The 16,318-nt window shown below is 72.2% G+C and carries 15 protein-coding genes; all 15 read right to left on the reverse strand.

All coding sequences use genetic code 11. The features are described from left to right. Positions 1-525, reverse strand: a 525-nt coding sequence (locus D7X12_RS27975) for a hypothetical protein (RefSeq protein ID WP_208719330.1), incomplete at its 3' end; no start/stop codon positions are given. After that, entirely contained in the window at positions 522-4,292 is a 3,771-nt protein-coding gene (locus tag D7X12_RS27980; protein ID WP_120628323.1) for a baseplate J/gp47 family protein, read from the reverse strand. The genes D7X12_RS27975 and D7X12_RS27980, both read right to left, overlap by 4 nt. After that, positions 4,289-4,663 carry a GPW/gp25 family protein gene (locus tag D7X12_RS27985; protein ID WP_120628324.1) on the reverse strand — a complete coding sequence of 125 codons (375 nt, stop codon included), beginning with the start codon at positions 4,661-4,663 and terminating at the stop codon, positions 4,289-4,291. Before D7X12_RS27985 ends, D7X12_RS27980 begins: the two co-directional genes overlap by 4 nt. Then, complete coding sequence (locus D7X12_RS27990) at positions 4,663-5,850, reverse strand: phage late control D family protein (RefSeq protein WP_120628325.1); 1,188 nt, start codon at positions 5,848-5,850, stop codon at positions 4,663-4,665. Before D7X12_RS27990 ends, D7X12_RS27985 begins: the two co-directional genes overlap by 1 nt. Next, complete coding sequence (locus D7X12_RS27995) at positions 5,850-6,128, reverse strand: LysM peptidoglycan-binding domain-containing protein (RefSeq protein WP_120628335.1); 279 nt, start codon at positions 6,126-6,128, stop codon at positions 5,850-5,852. Before D7X12_RS27995 ends, D7X12_RS27990 begins: the two co-directional genes overlap by 1 nt. Positions 6,129-6,134: 6 nt before the next feature. Further along, a complete protein-coding gene (locus D7X12_RS28000; protein ID WP_120628326.1) occupies positions 6,135-6,863 on the reverse strand; it encodes a CIS tube protein in 729 nt (242 codons plus the stop codon). Continuing rightward, the gene (locus tag D7X12_RS28005; protein WP_120628327.1) at positions 6,860-7,075 is read right to left on the reverse strand and encodes a hypothetical protein; all 216 of its coding nucleotides are present in this window, start codon (positions 7,073-7,075) and stop codon (positions 6,860-6,862) included. Before D7X12_RS28005 ends, D7X12_RS28000 begins: the two co-directional genes overlap by 4 nt. Positions 7,076-7,095: 20 nt before the next feature. After that, a complete protein-coding gene (locus tag D7X12_RS28010; protein ID WP_147443827.1) occupies positions 7,096-7,968 on the reverse strand; it encodes a hypothetical protein in 873 nt (290 codons plus the stop codon). 4 nt (positions 7,969-7,972) lie between these two features. Beyond that, positions 7,973-8,464, reverse strand: a complete 492-nt coding sequence (locus D7X12_RS28015) for a phage tail protein (RefSeq protein ID WP_120628329.1) — start codon at positions 8,462-8,464, stop codon at positions 7,973-7,975. A 30-nt stretch (positions 8,465-8,494) separates the two neighbouring features. Beyond that, a complete protein-coding gene (locus D7X12_RS28020) occupies positions 8,495-9,049 on the reverse strand; it encodes a phage tail protein (protein ID WP_120628330.1) in 555 nt (184 codons plus the stop codon). Further along, entirely contained in the window at positions 9,049-11,370 is a 2,322-nt protein-coding gene (locus tag D7X12_RS28025) for a phage tail sheath subtilisin-like domain-containing protein (protein ID WP_158620137.1), read from the reverse strand. Before D7X12_RS28025 ends, D7X12_RS28020 begins: the two co-directional genes overlap by 1 nt. A gap of 16 nt (positions 11,371-11,386) precedes the next feature. Then, a complete protein-coding gene (locus D7X12_RS28030) occupies positions 11,387-13,345 on the reverse strand; it encodes a hypothetical protein (protein WP_120628332.1) in 1,959 nt (652 codons plus the stop codon). A 218-nt stretch (positions 13,346-13,563) separates the two neighbouring features. Next, positions 13,564-14,523: a hypothetical protein gene (locus D7X12_RS28035; RefSeq protein WP_120628333.1), complete on the reverse strand. Its 960-nt coding sequence runs from the start codon at positions 14,521-14,523 to the stop codon at positions 13,564-13,566. Between the two features lie 57 nt (positions 14,524-14,580). Continuing rightward, entirely contained in the window at positions 14,581-14,823 is a 243-nt protein-coding gene (locus D7X12_RS28040; RefSeq protein WP_120628334.1) for a hypothetical protein, read from the reverse strand. Between the two features lie 67 nt (positions 14,824-14,890). Continuing rightward, a partial coding sequence (locus tag D7X12_RS28045) for a S8 family peptidase (RefSeq protein WP_208719332.1) occupies positions 14,891-16,318 on the reverse strand: 1,428 nt, incomplete at its 5' end.

The following is a 16,318-nucleotide window of genomic DNA, read 5'->3' on the forward strand; positions in this document are numbered from 1 at the left end:
GCCCCCACCCGGCCTCGGCCCCGGACCCGGACCCGAGTCCACGCGGGGCGGCAGGAATGCGCGCAGCTCATTGAGCTCCGGCAGCAGGCGCAGCGGCGCGAGCGTCTCGAACGTGGCAGCCGCCTCCTCGCCCTCCGCGGCCGACGTCACCGCGAAGCCCGCGGGCAGCGTGCCGCGCACGTTCGCCTTGCAGCGGAAGTGCTGGAGCCCCACCGCGGCGGTCCCCGGGCTCGGCCGGTAGCCGATGTGCCCCAGCAGCTTGGAGACGGAGTCCTCCAGCCTCGCGGTGGCGAGGAAGCCCTCCTCCGCCCACGCCTGCTGGTACGTCCACAGCACGTGCAGCGCGAGCGCCACGCTGTCCAGCACCCCGCGTCCCAGGTCCACCGACGAAGGCGCCGCGTACGCGAGCGGATTCCAGGTGGGTGCCTCGTCCGTGCGCGCGAAGGTGGTCCGCGCCGTCTCGCCCAGCCGGGTGCGGAGCTGCTCGTGCGTCAGCGCCTGATGCGTGGCGGGGACGCGGCTCATCGCAGCCCTCCACAGACCTGCACGGTGAGGACCCCTTCGGAGCGAGGCCAGTAGCCGCCGCGCGCGGTGGCCACCTCCTCCGGACCGATGGGGATGACCCCCTCCGCCAGCCGATCCACCGCGTGGAACTCCAGCCGCCGGAAGCGCTTCACGCGCACCGCCGTCACGCCCGCCACGCGCAGCACCGCCTGGTACAGGTCCGCGAGCTGCACGTCGCCGTTCAGTCCGGAGCGGTCCGGATCCAACAGGCCACCGTCTCCCGCGATGGCGCCCACCACCGCGTCGCGCACCTGGTCGGCCTGCGCGTGCGGCGCCGCGTCCACCTCCAGGTCCAGATCGAGCGGCACCCACAGGGGCGGCAGCGCCTCCACATCCACACCCAGCAGGCGGATCTCCTCCAGCCGCCGCCGCACGCCCGCCCACCGGCGCAGGAGTTCATCGGGGTCCAGCGTGTCCTCGTCGCGCAGCAGCACGGTGACGCGGATGACGGTGCGCAGGCCCCGGTGCACGACGCGCGCGGAGGCCCCGGCGACCTCCGGCAGCTGTTGGAGCAAACGCACGTAGTCCTCGACGGTGACCGCGGACAGCGGCTGCGACACCCCGGCCGGCGCGCGGTAGCGGATGGAGTCGAGCGACTCCGCATCCCGCCCACCGACCGCGGGCAGCGGGTTGTCCACGCGCACCAGCAGGCGCACGTCGTCCATCGGCTGGGCCAGCAGCTCCCCCGCCGATGCCGAGCGCTGCGGATCCAATGGCACCTGGAGCAGCCGTGTGAGCACGCCCTCGCCCACGTTGCCCAGCGTCCCCAGCCCGACCCGCAGCGACAGGCCCAGCGTCGTCTCGCGGGGCGGCAGCGCGGCGCCGTTGACGCCATCCCCGCAGCGCAGGCTGGCGCCTCCCGTGGGGGTCGCGCGCAACACGACGACTTCATCCCCCGGGCCCTGGACGGACAGGTCCTCCACCAACGTCCACGGGTCGCCCTCCACGCTCACCTGGAGCTGGGGCGTCCCGCGCCGCGCCTCGTCGCCGGGCAGCGGATATCCCGGGGCCTGGACGCTGATGGGATGGAACGGCAGCACCACCTCGCGCTCACGGCTGCCGTCCACGGTGGGCGTCAGCAACGCGCGCCACTGCGCCAGACTGCGTGCAAAGGGCTCCGCCGAGTCGGCCGCGAAGCCCTCTGGCAGCGGCGTCACCGGCAGCCCGTGATGCGCGGGCACGACGTTGCCCAGCACCGTCGCGCGGGGCCCGGGCGTGGGGTCCCCGGGCGCGAGGAAGACCTCCGGAGCGAGCCTGCGCGGATCCCACCCCACGAAGGTGGTCTCCGTGGCGAGCGCCACCGACGTGACGCGCACCACGTGCCCGCCCTCGCCGCGTCCCCGGTAGAGCACCAGCCACCGGCCAACCTCCAGCTCCGGATGGACACCCGCGAGCGTGGCCCCGGTGTCTCCAGACAGCACCGACTTCGCGAGCGTCACGGCATCCAGGCGCGGGAAGTACGACAGGGGCGACTCGGTGACGAACACCAGCGAGTGCTCCTGCGTGGAGGCATTGGCCACCAGCGTCTCCGCCGGGAGCTCCAGCACACCGCCTCCGGTGAGGAACTCCAACGCGGTGGTGCCAGGTGGAAGCGAGGTCAGGCCGAGGTCGTCCAGTCGCGCCTTCACCAGTGCCGCGAGCGCCTCCGCATCCAGCCGGAAGCGCAGCATCGTCGTGGCGGAGAGGCCCGGGTCGGGCGCGCAGTCCAGGCCGCGCGCATGGTCCTCCACGGAGCGACGCAGCCGGGCCACCTCCAGGAAGCCCTCCACCACCGCGCGCTCCTGCTGGTAGGCCAGCGAGTCGAGCTGCGCGGCCACCGTCTCCAGCAGCATCGTCGTGAAGTCCGCCGGCCCCCGGTCCTCCCACGGCGCCATCACCGTGCGGGCCCGCTCCATCATCACCGCCAGCAGCGAGCGCGCGTCGCGGGCCAGGTAGTCCACCAGCGCGCCGGGCGTGGGCCGCTCCGGGGCCGCGAGCCACGGGCGAGGCTGCGGATCCCGCACGTCACAGCCAGGCACCACGTCCGGAGCCCAGGCACCGACGAAGGGCGCCGGGTCGCGAGGACCATCCCCCGGCACGGGCACGCCAGCACGAGCGATGGTCGAGTCCGGCACCAGTCGCAGGTCCACCGTCTCCGGAGGCGGCAGGCTCCCGGTGAAGAGCACCGGCGGAAGGTCCGATGCTCCCGGCGTCACGTAGGGCAGCGGTCCCACCTCCAGGAACGGAGGCGCGGCACCGTCCGTGAACAGCGCGGGCGAAGCGGCCAGCTCCGCGTCCGTCTCCAGCACGAAGGGCGCGCCAATGATGGCCGTGAACAGCGAGTCATACGCACGCACCTCGCCCGGCCCCAGCCGGAGTCCGTGCGCATGTCGGTGCCAGGTGAGCTGCGCGAGCAGCAACTGCTCCGCCTGGACCCAGCCCGCATGCACGGACGTCCACGCCTCCGTGCGCCGCACCAGCGCCGTGCGCAGGCCGCCCTCCAGTTGCAGCGCGGTGCCGGTGATGACGAAGAGGGAGCAGTCCTCGACGGACATCTCCCCGGGCGCGCCCACGTCCAGCACCGGCTCCAGCCCGCCCAGCGGCGCGGCGACGTGCAGCCCCACCACGTCCCCCTCCGACGGGAACGCGGGCAGCGTCAGCGGCCCCACCACCGAACCCGTGAGGGACTCCAGCGCGGCGGTCAGCCACTCCGACCACGCCGGGGCGGGCTGCGAGCCCACGGGCACGGGCGCCGCGGACACACGGCTCACCTCCACGTCGCGCACCGTCACCGGCTCCAGCGAAGGTCCGCCCAGCACCCGCAGGCCCGTGGAGGCCGTGCCCCCCAGGACCTCTTCCACCTGTCCGATGCCAACCTCGATACCGCGCCCCCCGAGCGCGAGCATCCCCAGCGCGAGCGCACCCTGCACCCGCCGCACGGTGAAGCCGCGCACCTGGAGCACGCCCGGAGTGCCGACCACCAGCCCCACGCTCCACTCCGTCGCCAGGGCCTTCACGTCGCTCACGGCCACGTCCACCGCGGACAGGCCCTCACCCTCCTCCCGCGACACCAGCACCCGGACGCCGAGCGCCCTCGGCCCGGTGACCTTCGACACATTGACGCCGGAGAGGTCGGCACGAGACAGGCCCGCAAGCTCCAGCCCCACGCCCGCGCCCGCGCCCGCGATGTCCCGCACCTTCACGTCCGCCCACTGCGACCGCTGGCAGACCGCGCGTACGCCAACGGCCGCGCCCGACGAAGCCTCCACGGAGGCCACGGACAGTCCGGTAACCCGGGCCTCCTTCGCCGCGAGCAGCAGCCCCGTCGCCGCCGTGCCCTTCGCCGTCGTCACCGTGAGCGAGTCGATGACCACCGTCCCGTCGTGGGTCTCCACGGTCAACGCCGTGCAGTCCCCCGAAGCCGTGGCGCCCACCGACACCTCCGACACCTCCACCCGCGCCCCCTTGAGCACGAGCCCCGCCGACTCCGTGGTCACCACCGTCACATCCGACAGGGCCGTCACCAGCCCGATGACTTCGAGCGACCCACCGTCGAGCTTCAGCGTCACGCCCGCTCCACCGCGCAGCCGCAGCGCATGCACGGGCGAGCCGATGACGACCGCGGTCGCAATCACGCCCTCGCCCACGGGCAGCACCCACTCCACCTCGCCCGGAGGCGCGGTCTGCAACGCCGCGTTCGCCGCCTCGAGCGAGGCCTCCAGCGGCAGCGTCAGGACGAGCGTGCTCACGGGGGCGCCTCCAGCGTGCGGCGGAACAGCTCCGCGTGCTCCTCGCCCGTCGCCAGCAGCGTGTAGAGGATGTCCACGTAGAGGGTCGCGTCCTCGGCGGTCACCTTCACCGCGTCCAGGCGCACCTGGTCGCGCATGAACTCCTGCACGTTGAGGCGGATGATGTACTCGGCCGCGGCGGCGGCCTCCGGGCTCGCGGCGCCGAACACCATGCGCTGCACGCCGCATCCGAAGCGCGGGCGGTTCACCCGCTCGCCGGGCAGCGTGAAGAGCAGCTGCTCCAGTTGCTGCCGGATGACCTGCGCGGGCCCCACGGTGCGGGGCGTGCCCAGGTCTCCCAACTGGAAGGGGAAGTGCAGGCCACGGCCCATCACGCCACCCCGTTGAGCGCGTCGCGCGCCAGGTCCACGTCCACTTCGTAGCGGGCCACGGCCTCCGCCCACACCCAGCGGTGCCGGGCGCCGCGCACGTACCAGGTGCCGTCCATCAGCTTGCCCGCGCCAACGAGCCCCACGGGGCGCCGGGCGCGGAGGATGCGCTCGTAGCGCAGCCCCTGCACCGTGCCGTTCGCCTCCGCCAGCCAGTCCGCCTCGCGGTAGTCCGCCCAGGCCAGGTTCTCCACCTCGGGCACGTCGTGCGGCACGTCCACGTACTGCAGGCCCACCGCCTTCACGTCCGGACGCTTCGGCAGCACCGCCGCCATCCGCGCCTTCAGGATGTCCGCGCGGCTGGTGTTCCCCATGCGTGGAAAGCGCGGCGCGGACACCGTCGCGGAGCGGATCCGCCGCGTGCGCTCGTCGATGTGCGCGCCGCGCAGCTCCGTGGGCCGGTGGCTCTCCCAGCGCGCCTTGAGCTCGACCACCGTCGGCGTGGAGCGCGGCAGGAGCGACAGGTCCGGCTGCTTCGGAGCATCGGGCCTGGGAAGGTGGAAGTGGCCCACGCACTCGGCCGCAGCGTTGGCGCCCGCGCCGACGGGGACCGCCTTGCGCTCCACGAAGGCCTCATAGCCGTTGCGCCGCGCGAGCCACCGGACGAGCGCCGCGTCCGTGCCGCGCTGGAGCACCACCGCCCGCGCCGGGTCGCGCACCGGCGCCGTGTCCTGCACGTCCACCCCGAAGCCGTACTCGCCGTAGAGCTGCCGGACGATGCCCGCGTCGGACAGGCCGCTGAACGAGCGCGTGCGCTCCTCCAGGTGCATCAGGCACGACGCATCCAGCCCGTACAGCTCCAGCGACGAGTCCGGCACCCGCGACGGGCCGAAGTACGGCTCCACCGCGGTGATGTACCCGTCGAACACCACCTCCTGCACGTCCGGCGCCTCGCTGTCCGGTGGGCCCAGCCCGAAGCTGATGGTGATGCGCTTGAGCAGCGCGAACCGTCCGTCCGCCAGCGCGTCCCAGTCCCCCGCGTCCGTGGGCGCCATCTCCAGCGACAGGTGGAAGGACGACGCGTCGTCGGTGCGCTCGTCCACTTCCAGGCGCGTCACCCGGCCCCGGGCATCCGTCATCGGCTGCCCGTCGATCCAGAGCTGGAGGAACGCCGCGCGCTGCTCCGCCATCAGGGCTTCTCCGGGATGGACAGGACGGTGCCCGGCTCCAGGAGCGCCTCGGGCTCGAAGGTGGGATTGGCGTCCACGATGCGCCACGCCTGGAACGGGTCGCTGAAGTAGCGCTGCGCGAGCAGGTCCAACCGGTCCCCCGCCACCACCTTGTGCAACAGCGACGTGGGCGCGCCAGGCGCCACGCGCGGCACGTACAGCGCCACCTCCGTACCGCCCGCGCCCAGGGGCGCCGCGTACGTGGGCAGATCCTTGTGTCGGGAGGAGGGGTCGCTCATGGCCACCTAGCTCGCGCCGTTCAACTTCGCCTGTGGGGCCAGCGCCTGGGCGATGAGGGTGTTCGCGTCCGCGCCCTTCACCGCCGCCAGCTCCTCCATCTGCGACCGCTGGTCGCGCAGGTTCTTGAAGACCTGGGCCACCTTGTTGTTCGCCGCGTTCTCCCCCACCTCCAGGATGCGCATGCGCAGGTCCACCTCCGCGCGCAGCGGCAAGAGCGAGGGATCGAAGCGCTGCTCCACGATGGTCATCCCCGTGATGACCACCGGGAAGTTGCGCGGCCCCAGCATGAGCAGCAGCTCCGTGGGGTTGAGCGAGACGAGCTTCGTCGCGGGCTTCTTCTCCTCCTCGCCCACCTGGTCCTTGCCCAGCGCCATCCCCTCCAGCATCGCCAGCTCCGGCAGCACGCCGGACGTGCCCGCCCACTCGCGGTCCCGGAGGACCGCCTCCGTCACGTCGAAGACGAGCTTCATGGCGAGGGTCTCGCTCTTGGCGTGCAGACCGCCGCCGCGCTGCCCATCGAGGAGGACCTTCGTCTGCTCGGGCGTCTTGCCGGGCTTCGTCTCCCACTGGCCCGCGCGCGTCCGCGTCACCGTCTCCGGGTTGTACTGGAAGCGCAGCGCGCGGACGCTCGGCTCGGTCTTCTTGTCGTCGGCCGTCTGCGGCAGCGTCACGAGCATGCCCTTGGCCAGCTGCTGATCGAACCCGAGCAGGGTCGGCTCCAGGTTGCGCGTCATCCGTGGCCCCGCGCGCCGTTGGACGCCTCGCGCTGGGCGAGGCTCCGCGCAATGGCTTCGTTGTTCTTGTCCAGCAGCGCCACCACGGAGTGGCTGAACAGCTTCACCAGCTCCCGGGGGTCGTCCGGGATGCTGCGCAGCATCCACGCAAGCTCACGCTCCAGCTCGCGGCGGGTGAGTCCGACCTGTCCATGCACGGGGGGTGGGGCCATGGCGTGTGCGTCCTTTGTCGTCAGCTCCAGCCATCCACCAGCGGACGGCCTTCCAGCTCGTTGCGCAGCAGCTCCAGGTAGCGCCACCGCCGCGCGCGCGGCAGGGCCAGGATGTCCGTCTCCGACCAGTGGTAGTGGAACGCCAGGCAGTGCACCTCCGACTCCAGCCGCGCCGCCCCACCCCGCAGCTCGCGCGCCAGCAGCGCGAACGGATCCAGCTCCAGCTCCAACCACGCCGCGCACCGCGGACAGCGCCCCAGGAGGCCCAGGTCCGGTGCCGTCGTGCCCTCCGCCAGCGCCACCGCCACCGCGTGCCGTGACTTCGCGGGCAGGGCCTTCCACCCGTCCGGCGTCAGCGGCCGGCCGTCCACCTCCACCAGCCGCGACCACAGGAGCGCGGACCGCTCCGAGCGCGGACCCGCGACGTCCGCCAGCACCGCGTCGTCCTCGCCCGTGGGCTCGCGCACCTCCGCGCGGCCCTCGGGCAGCGCCACGCTGAGCACCTCCGGGGCCGCGTCCGGTCGCTCCGGCGCCAGCGTGGAGAGGCGCACGTCCACGTCCGCCATCGCGCCGCAGCCCGGGGCCGGACAGCGCGCCACCAGCGACATCCGGTCCCCATACATCCGCGCTCGCAGGTGCAGGGTCAGGTGGTGCCGGTCCCCCCGCGTGAGCGCGGACGTCAGGGCCGCGTCCACGCGCGGATAGTCCCCCAGCCGTCCCAGACACGACGCGAGCAGCTCGCTCACGGCGCGCGGATCCGGGCGGTCGCCGGCCACGGCCAGCGTCCACTCGTCACGGCCGGTGAGCGGGCGCAATTCGCCCTGGCGGTGGCACCGGCCGTCCTCGTCGAAGAGGCCGTGCGGCAGCAGCACCGGGATGGGGGGCTCGAACATCACCTCACACCACCGCCTCGATGGTGAAGCCCTCGTGCTCGATGACCACTGACTCGATGAGGATCTCGTTGGCCTCCGCCGCGAGCTCCGACATGGCGGTGAACTTCGAGCACCACGCGTTGTGGAGGATGAAGCGCTTCACCGGCCGGTTGTGGTCGATGTCGTAGACGAGGATCTCCACGGTGCGCCGGTAGTCGGGCTCCGCGGCGCGCAGGCCCGGGGTGGCTTCGTGGCGGATGAGCTGGGTGGCCCAGTCCTGGAACGCCGTGTCCTGGGTGAGCCCCGCCTCCAGTGTCAGCGCCTCGTAGTGCGCGCGGCCCGGGGACAGCTCGTCCACGGAGCTGAGGCTGTTGCCGGAGCGGAACTTCACCACCTCCACGGTGCCGGTGAGGCCGGAGATCTTCCGGCACGCGGCCACCTCCACGTTGTTGAGCAGCACGCGGAAGTTGAAGTTGCGGTAGGGGTCGCGCTTCGTGGATTCGACGAATCGGGGCATGGCGGGCACCTCGAAGGAAGAAGGGGGACATCAGGCGGGCGGCGCGGGCTTCGTGGCGGGCGGCTTGGGCACCGACTCCCAGCCCTCGTGGGTGAGCTCCAGCGACATCAGCGCCACCTCCCCCGCCATCGCGTCCAGCTTGGGCAGCGCGTGGTACCTGCTCACCCACGCGTTGTGGACGTAGAAGCTGCGGATGCGCGCCTCGGCGGGCCCCGGCGCGGGGACCTCCGTGGGGTGGGCGAAGCCGTCCCACAGGTCGATGAAGACGTCGCGCTTCACCGCCTCCCCGGGCGCCTTGCCCGTGCGCGCGAACTCCAGCACCGCGCGCGCCCAGCGCTCCAACGTGTCGTCGAGCGCCAGGCCCTGCTCCAGCACGATGGGCTCCCAGTTCACCTTGTGGGGCTGGGCGTAGCGGTGCAGGTTGTTGCCGCCCTCCCAGACCTCGAAGGGGGTGACGTGCACGGACAGGCCGGACACGGTGCGCACGCCCGCCACGTAGTCCCCGGCGGCGGACGTGTTCATCCGGATCCGGAAGCGGAAGGTCCGCAGCGGGTTGCGGGCGTTGGCGGGGATGGGCGTGGGCATCAGGCGGCCAGCAGGCTCTTCTGGCTGATCTCGATGACGACGAACTCCGCGGGCTTGAGCGGCGCGAAGGACACCTGCGCGGTGACGATGCCCGCGTCCACGTTCTCCTGCGGGTTGGTGCTCCGGTCGCACACCACGCTGAAGGCTTCCTCGGGCGTGGCCCCCTGGAAGGCGCCCTGTCGGAACAGGCCCAGCATGAAGGACTGGATGGTGATGCGGATGCGGCCCCAGAGCTCTTCATCATTGGGCTCGAACACCGCCCACTTCAGGCCGCGCCGCAGCGACTCCTTGAGGAAGAGCGCGGTGCGGCGCACGGGGATGTAGCGCCACTCCGGATCCGGAGACAGCGTGCGCGAGCCCCACGACACGATGCCCACCCCGGGGAACTGGCGCAGGCAGTTGAGGCTCACCGGGTTGAGCGTGTCCTGCTCCTCGTCGACGACGGGGTACTGGAGCCCCAGCGCCTCGGTGATGGACGCCTCGATGCCGGCGGGCGCCTTCCACACGCCGCGCGTGATGTCCGTGCGGGCGAAGAGGCCCGCGACGTGGCCCGAAGGCGGCACCAGCCGCGTGGGGTTGCGGCCCACGCCCACCGGGTCCGCCACGCGGATCCACGGGTAGAACATGGCCGAGTTCTTGGAGCGCGCCGGCAGACCTTCGATGAACTGCTTCGCGTCATCCGGAGCGACGGCGAAGTCCTTGTCCACGCCGCCGGGACCGTCCGCGAGGAAGAGGCAGTCGCCGCGCTTGTCGCAGTACGCGATGCCAGCGGCCAGGTACCCCACCTCGTTCTTGCCCGGCAGCGCCACCAGGTTGACCTCCTCGCCGTCCAGCGCGTGCAGGCCGGTGCGCAGCCTCGCGTCGCCCGCGAAGTCGGAGGTGTCCAGCGGGGCGCTGCCGTCGGTGCCGCCCACGAGGCGCACGTTCGACACGGAGGCGGGACGCACCAGGGGGTTGGCGGGCGAGTCGTTGGAGTAGCCCCGCGCGCGCGGCGCGAAGCCCAGGAGCCGCAGCACGGGGGGCACCGTGGACTGGAGCGTTTCGGAGAGGGAGAGCTGGAGCCCGTCGAAGTGCTCCGGGGACAGCCCGGGCGTGCCGGCGGCGGCGGTGCCGGTGAAGCCGGTGGCGGAGAGCGCGAGCGTGGAGGTGCCCGCCTCGGTGGGCAGGCCGGTGATGACGGTGTTGCCCTGGGCATCCGTCACCACCGACGCGACCTTGCCGGCGAGCGCGGTGGCCAGGGACTGGCGCAGCTCCGCGGGCGTCACCGCGCCCGGGTTGGCCGCGAGGATGGGGATGGGCACCTCCGTGGTGGCGCCCGGCGGCCCGACGGTGACCTTCGCGTTCTCCGGGTCCAGGTCGTAGGTGGCGCCGGCCGGCTTGGGGATGCTGAGCGTGGGCCCGGTGGCCACCTTCAATGAAATCTCCGGCGAGTCCGTGCCGCCGATGACGAAGACGTTCGTGAGCCCCGCGGAGGTGACGGCCTGGGTGAGGAACGCCTTGAGCTGCGCGGCGTCCAGCAGCACCTTGCCGTTGGCGAACACCGCGCCGGGCACGGCGGCCACCACCAGCGCCTGCGTGACGGCGATGTCCAGCGTCGTGCGGGGCAGGTCCGGTTGGGCTTCGTCCCAGGTGGAGAGCTGGAGCTTCGCGCCGTCGGCGAGGGTGTACTTCGTGCCCGACAGCACGGCGGCCTTGAGCACGGGCGCCTGCGCGGCAACGAGCACGGAGCCCGAGGGCTGCGCGGCCAGCTTCACCTGGAAGTCGTCGCGCACCTGGAGGTACTTCGAGATGTCGTTGATGCGCTCCCCGACGTAGTCCTCGCTCTTCGGATCCATGCGCACGTCGTCGAAGGACTCCAGCGTGCGGGTGGCGCCGGCCTCCGTCCAGACCACCTCCACGCGGAAGGCCTCCCCGGGGAAGTTGGTGGAGTCGCTCACGTGGATGCGGATGAACTCGGACCACACCCCCGCGCCCCGCGCGAAGAAGGTGAGCGCGTCGAGTCCGCCGCCCGCGCGGGAGACCAGCGGGACGGAGGCGCCGATGCCCGCGTCCGAGGGCAGCACACGCACGACGTACGCGCGCCGGCCGCCCGAGTCGAAGAAGGCCTCCACCGCCTGGGCGAGCAGCCCCGCCTCGCCGGGCTGGTGGCCGCCGAAGGCGCGCTCGTACTCGGCGAAGCCGGTGAGGAACTGGGCCGTGCCGGGGATGCCGCGCGCCGCCTGTCCGACGAACGCCGCGGTGGACGTGCCCACCCCTTCAATGGGGCGTGCGCCGCCACTCTTCTCCTCGACATACACGCCCGGATGCAATCGCTCTGGCACGTTCGTCCTCCTGGTTTCAGATGGCCCCGCGCTTGGCGGTGTCGACTTCGTGGACCGACGTTCCCGGGTGGCCGCCAGCGGCGCGCGACGCACCCCGCGCGACAAGGTCCACCAGTGGCTTTTCGACGAGCCGGGCGCCCATGCGCGCGTTCAGCTCCTCCATCAGCGCGGACACCCGGTAGTCCACGCTGCAGCGGTACAGGTGGTTGAGCAGGTCGTCCTTGCGGCGCAGCTGCGTCTGGAAGAAGAAGCACTCCTCCTGGAACACCAGCGTGCGGCCGCGAACCCAGCTGCCCTCCACGGGGCGGCTGAGCGTCACCTCGTCGCCGTCCACCGCCAGCGCCAGCGCCTGGAAGCGCCGCTTGCCAATGCGGTAGCCGTCCTCGCAGTCGCCCAGCAGGATGACGTCGCCGGGCCGCACGCCCGGGGCCGGGGTGACGGAGCGGCGCAGCGCGGGATCCAACGGGCCCACGGGCTCCGCCACCAGGTGCAGGTGCTCCACCGTGAACTCCAGCGGTGTGCCCGTGTCCGCGCCCAGCGTGAGCAGCATGTCGCTCCCCGTGACGGGGAGGCCTGGAGCCGCGACGGGCGGAGCGGGCGTGGCCTCCGCGTCCAGGAGGGGCTGCGGCACGCCGTCCGCGGACAGCCACACCACGCCCTCCCCTGCCTCCAGCCGCGCGTGCAGCAGCACCCCGGCCTCCAGCCGCGACGCGAGCAGCCGCCAGCGCGTCTGCGCCACCTGGGTGCCCCCTTCGCGCGCGAGCGTCGCGGTGGCCACCACCTCTCCGAAGAGGCGCGTGTCCACGAGCACGTAGCGGACCTCCAGCCGCACCACCGGCTGTCCTTGAGCGAGCAGCACCACCACCGGCACCGTCTGTCCCTCCGTCGCGCCCGCGGCGACCTGGAGGCCCAGCGACAGCGCGAACCCGTCCGGGGCCGGGTTGTCGGGGTGAAAGGAATCCGGCACCACGGGCGTGGGGTGGACGCGCACGGTGGCGGTGCCGGTGCCCGACAGGCGCAGGCCGCCGGAGTCCGGCAACCAGGACGCGCCCGGCGTCAGGTCCACGCGTCCTCCGCGAGCGCGCTCCTGGCCCTGGTCGCTGGCCTCCAGGTGCGCGAGCGACAGCGGCGTGGTGGGTTCGCCGCGAGCCAGCAGGCGGAGCTTCGTGGTGCCCTCCGGCACGTCCGCGCCCAGCAGCGACGGGCGCAGGACCATCTGCCCGCGCGTGGGGATGGCGAGCGCCACCGTGTCCATGATGGCCGCCAGGTCCACCTGTGAGCCCGCCCACAGGTCCACCTGCACGTCGATGGCCATGGCGCGAGGCGCCCGGAGCTTGCTCAGGTACGTGCGCCCTTCCTGGGCACGCTCCGGCGGCTCCAGGCCCAGGGCCCCCGCGATGCTGCCGGTGACGGGCAGCACCTCCACGCTGGAGCGGAAGTCGAGGGAAGGGATGCCGGGGTCGGCGCTGATCGCGAGCCGGCTGCCCTCCGCGTCCCACCGGGCCGTGACGGCCGCGAGCGCCGCGAGCAGCAACGGATCCGTGAGCGGTGCCCCGGAGGACTCCTGGAACAGGCCTCCGGAGAGGGCCTCCGCGAGCTGCGTGTCGAGGGCGGCGGCGAGCGCGGGGCCGGTGGCGGCGGAAGCGAAGGAGCCGCCGGGAAGCCCGCCCAGGGTGACGATGGCGCGGCCATCCAGGCGCAGCTTGAGGGCCCCTCCCGCGGGCACGCTGTCGCCGGGGCCCCGGGGCCTGCCAATGAGGTGGCCCGGAACGCGGACGGTGGAGGTGGCGGTGCGGCCGTTCTCACGCTCCGGCTCCGAGTGGATGCCCAGCGGGCCGACGACGGAGAAGAACGGCACGCGCGAGGGCCGGTAGCCTTCGTCCACGTAGCCATGCGCGGCGAAGACGCGCATGCCCCCGCTGCGCAAGGCCAGACGGCCCTGCCACAGCATGCCGCTGAGGATCTCGCGGATCACTCGGCGTCACCGGGCAAGGCCCATTCATGTCTGACTTCAAGCAGCAGCGTCACGACGCCCCCCGGGCCCCGCGGAACAGGATTGCCTTCACGCGAGCCTCACGAGTCGCGCAAAGACAATGGGTCCGCAGGTGCGCCGCCGTCAACATCCCGGGAGTGCCAATCAGTATCTATCGATGCATCAAAACCAACAGTGATTGGCCTTGGAGGGCGGTGCGACTACGCGACAAACGCCGTGAGGTTGTTCTGGTAGAAGTAGCCACAAAAGTTCGTATACGGGCCGCGGTCGCAGTTGCTGGGCCCCAGTCCATTGGCGAGCGCCCTGCCGCTGTTGTCCGTGTACCTTGCCGGAGTGCCACCGGGCTTGTGGCCCCACCACCAGGCCGGGCCTCCGGTGACGACGCGGTAGAAGTGGTAGTCCATGTCGGGCCAGATGACCATCGCGATGGTCAGCGTATTCGTCTGACAGGTGTCGACCCACCCATCCGCGCGCAGGCCCGCGGTCACGCCGGCGCAGGTGATGGACGTCGCGGGCTGCCCTCCGCGCCTGCCGGGCAGCGCATAACGCGAATTGGCCAGGTGATTGGCCGCGAAGCAGTAGCAGTTGTTTTGCGTCACGTACTGCGGCTCGTTGAAGGTGGCGGCGTTGGCACTGTAGAGGGCCGAGGGACACGACCACCAGGTCGACCCCTCCACCCCGATCTGCTTCGGGGTCCGCGGGGCCGCGGCGGCCTTCGCGCGGGCGGAGGGCTCGACGGGGCCCTTGAGCGCGGGCACCCGGGAGATGCCTCCCCGCACCACCTCACGCAAGGCATCCGTCACGGGCTCTTCCCTGCGCTCCGAGGTCTTGAGCAGGAAGTCCGCCACGGACGTCCCCTTGCCGCTCCTGCTGCCCGCGCGGAACTCCAGCGGGAGGAAGCCGCGCGGCACGGTGAGCCCGGCCGCGAACCGGAGCCCCGCGGGACGCTTCGTCGTGCCCCAGGGCCCGGTGTCTGGCTTGGTCTGCCGGACGACGAAGCCGCGATAGCCCAGCCCGAAGTCCTCCTCCGACGGGCTCGCAGCGGAGAGCTGCGCCGGCTCGGCGAAGACCCTCTCCATCAACTGCTTCTCCTCCTTCTCCGACAACTGCCAGGTGGGATTGGGGCGCCCGGAAAAGATATCGAGTTCCACTTCCAGCATGACTTCCGCCTTCCCTGTGATTGAAGTGTCTCAATCACATGAAATGGATGGGCTTGCTCACTGCGTCTCCGAGCCTGGAGGAGGCACCCGCACCTCGCGCGAGCGCTCGACCGCGGAGACGCCAGGGACCCGCTCCAGGCCCGCGAGCGTGTCCTCGCGTGCGACTCCCTGGACGAGCCCCACCTCCGCCAGCACCGTGATGTCGCGGAGACCGGCGGCCCGCAGGCCGCTCACGACCCCGTCGATGCGCTCAAGAAATGGATCCGCGATCAGGACATTGACCGTGACGTCTTTGCTCATGGGTTCCGCCCCGGCCCCGGCCCCGGGTGCGGAGTCCACCGCACCCGGGGCTGGAGCTACAGGAGGTTCAAGGGGCCTGGACCAGGCCACGGCCCACGTCCCGGGTGGGCAGCGGCAGCGCCCGCACGCGGCGCGCCATGGCCTGCCACAGGAGCAGGCCCCGCAGCCCGGTCGCCTGGGCGAAGAGCGCGACGATGCCGGCCACATGGGGCGTCGCCATGCTCGTTCCATTCAGCCGCCGGTAGAAGGGCGGCATGGAGATGGACGAGTACACGTCCACGCCAGGTGCCACGATGTTCACCTCACCGCCGTTCGGGTTGATGCCGCCGCACGAGAAGGGAGCGATACCGTAGGCCATGTCGATCGCGCCGACCGCGACGATGGAGGGGCAGTTGGCCGGGTGCCCCACCGCCGCGATGTGCGAGGGGCGGTCGCTCTCATTGCCCGCCGCGGCGACGATGAGCGTCCCCTGCCGGAGGGCACGCTGCGCGACGATCTCGTAGACCTGGCTGTAGGGCTCGTTCGGCTGCACCTCGCTCCCGAGCGACATGGAGATGACGTGGGCGCCCTGGGAGATGGCCCAGTTGATGCCCGCGAGGATGCCTCCATCCGTGCCGCTGCCCCGGTTGTTCAGGACCTTGCCCACGAGGATGTCGGCCGCGAAGGCCACGCCGTACCGGGGCAGCGCCGTGGGGCGCTCGGGGCCACACGCGGTGCCGATGCAGTGGGTGCCGTGTCCATGACCGTCCGCGGGCGTCTGACCCTGGACGAACGAACGGGCAAGGATGTTCCGGCCGGCGAAGTCCTGGTGCGGGCCGAAGCCCGTGTCCAGCACGGCCACCTTGATGCCCTGTCCGTTGAAGCTCGAGCCGATGACGCCCGTGGCCTGCAAGCCCCAGGTCACCTCGGCCTCATTCCAGGTGGCGACCCTTCCCTCCGCGGCCCCCGGCACGACGGCCCCCGGCATGCGGGCCTGCTCGGTCCGCACCAGCAGGTCGTTGATGAGCGCTGTCACCGAGTCCCGGTACCCACGCAGGTACTCGGGCGTGACGCCCGCGGGCAGGGGCGGCAGGGCCTCCCGCCGCGGCCCTGTCTGGGGAAGCGAGGGGAGCATCGGCTCGGTCCCCACCTCCAGCGGGGACGCCCCGAGCATCGGCTTGAACATCCCCTGCTGCATCATGGACTGCGGAACCGCCAGGGCATGCACGTAGCGCTCCGGCTCCGCGGCCAGGATGCGTGACGCGCCGCCGCGGCTCATCACGGAGACCTGCTCGGGGTTGAGGTCGACCACGGCCGCGTTCAAGCGGGGGAAGAAGACGTTGTCCCCTCCCGGCCCGCTCTTGGATTCCTTCACATCCTCCAGCGCCTCGATGTGGGAGATGCCGAGCTCGTCCCGCAGCGCGCCGAGGGACGTCTTGGTGTCCTCCTCGCGGAGCACCACGATGTAGCGGCCCGTGGTGTTGCCGCCCCCCTCATCGAATGGGCTTTCCCCCCC

This window comes from Corallococcus sicarius (assembly GCF_003611735.1).
Lineage (GTDB): Bacteria > Myxococcota > Myxococcia > Myxococcales > Myxococcaceae > Corallococcus > Corallococcus sicarius.

Bases quoted from the DNA above. Each gene is read 5' to 3' on its own strand.
- D7X12_RS27985 (WP_120628324.1), bottom strand. From the start codon at position 4,663: ATGGGCCGTGGCCTGCACTTCCCCTTCCAGTTGGGAGACCTGGGCACG.
- D7X12_RS27990 (WP_120628325.1), bottom strand. From the start codon at position 5,850: ATGGCGGAGCAGCGCGCGGCGTTCCTCCAGCTCTGGATCGACGGGCAG.
- D7X12_RS27995 (WP_120628335.1), bottom strand. From the start codon at position 6,128: ATGAGCGACCCCTCCTCCCGACACAAGGATCTGCCCACGTACGCGGCG.
- D7X12_RS28000 (WP_120628326.1), bottom strand. From the start codon at position 6,863: ATGACGCGCAACCTGGAGCCGACCCTGCTCGGGTTCGATCAGCAGCTG.
- D7X12_RS28005 (WP_120628327.1), bottom strand. From the start codon at position 7,075: ATGGCCCCACCCCCCGTGCATGGACAGGTCGGACTCACCCGCCGCGAG.
- D7X12_RS28010 (WP_147443827.1), bottom strand. From the start codon at position 7,968: ATGTTCGAGCCCCCCATCCCGGTGCTGCTGCCGCACGGCCTCTTCGAC.
- D7X12_RS28015 (WP_120628329.1), bottom strand. From the start codon at position 8,464: ATGCCCCGATTCGTCGAATCCACGAAGCGCGACCCCTACCGCAACTTC.
- D7X12_RS28020 (WP_120628330.1), bottom strand. From the start codon at position 9,049: ATGCCCACGCCCATCCCCGCCAACGCCCGCAACCCGCTGCGGACCTTC.
- D7X12_RS28035 (WP_120628333.1), bottom strand. From the start codon at position 14,523: ATGCTGGAAGTGGAACTCGATATCTTTTCCGGGCGCCCCAATCCCACC.
- D7X12_RS28040 (WP_120628334.1), bottom strand. From the start codon at position 14,823: ATGAGCAAAGACGTCACGGTCAATGTCCTGATCGCGGATCCATTTCTT.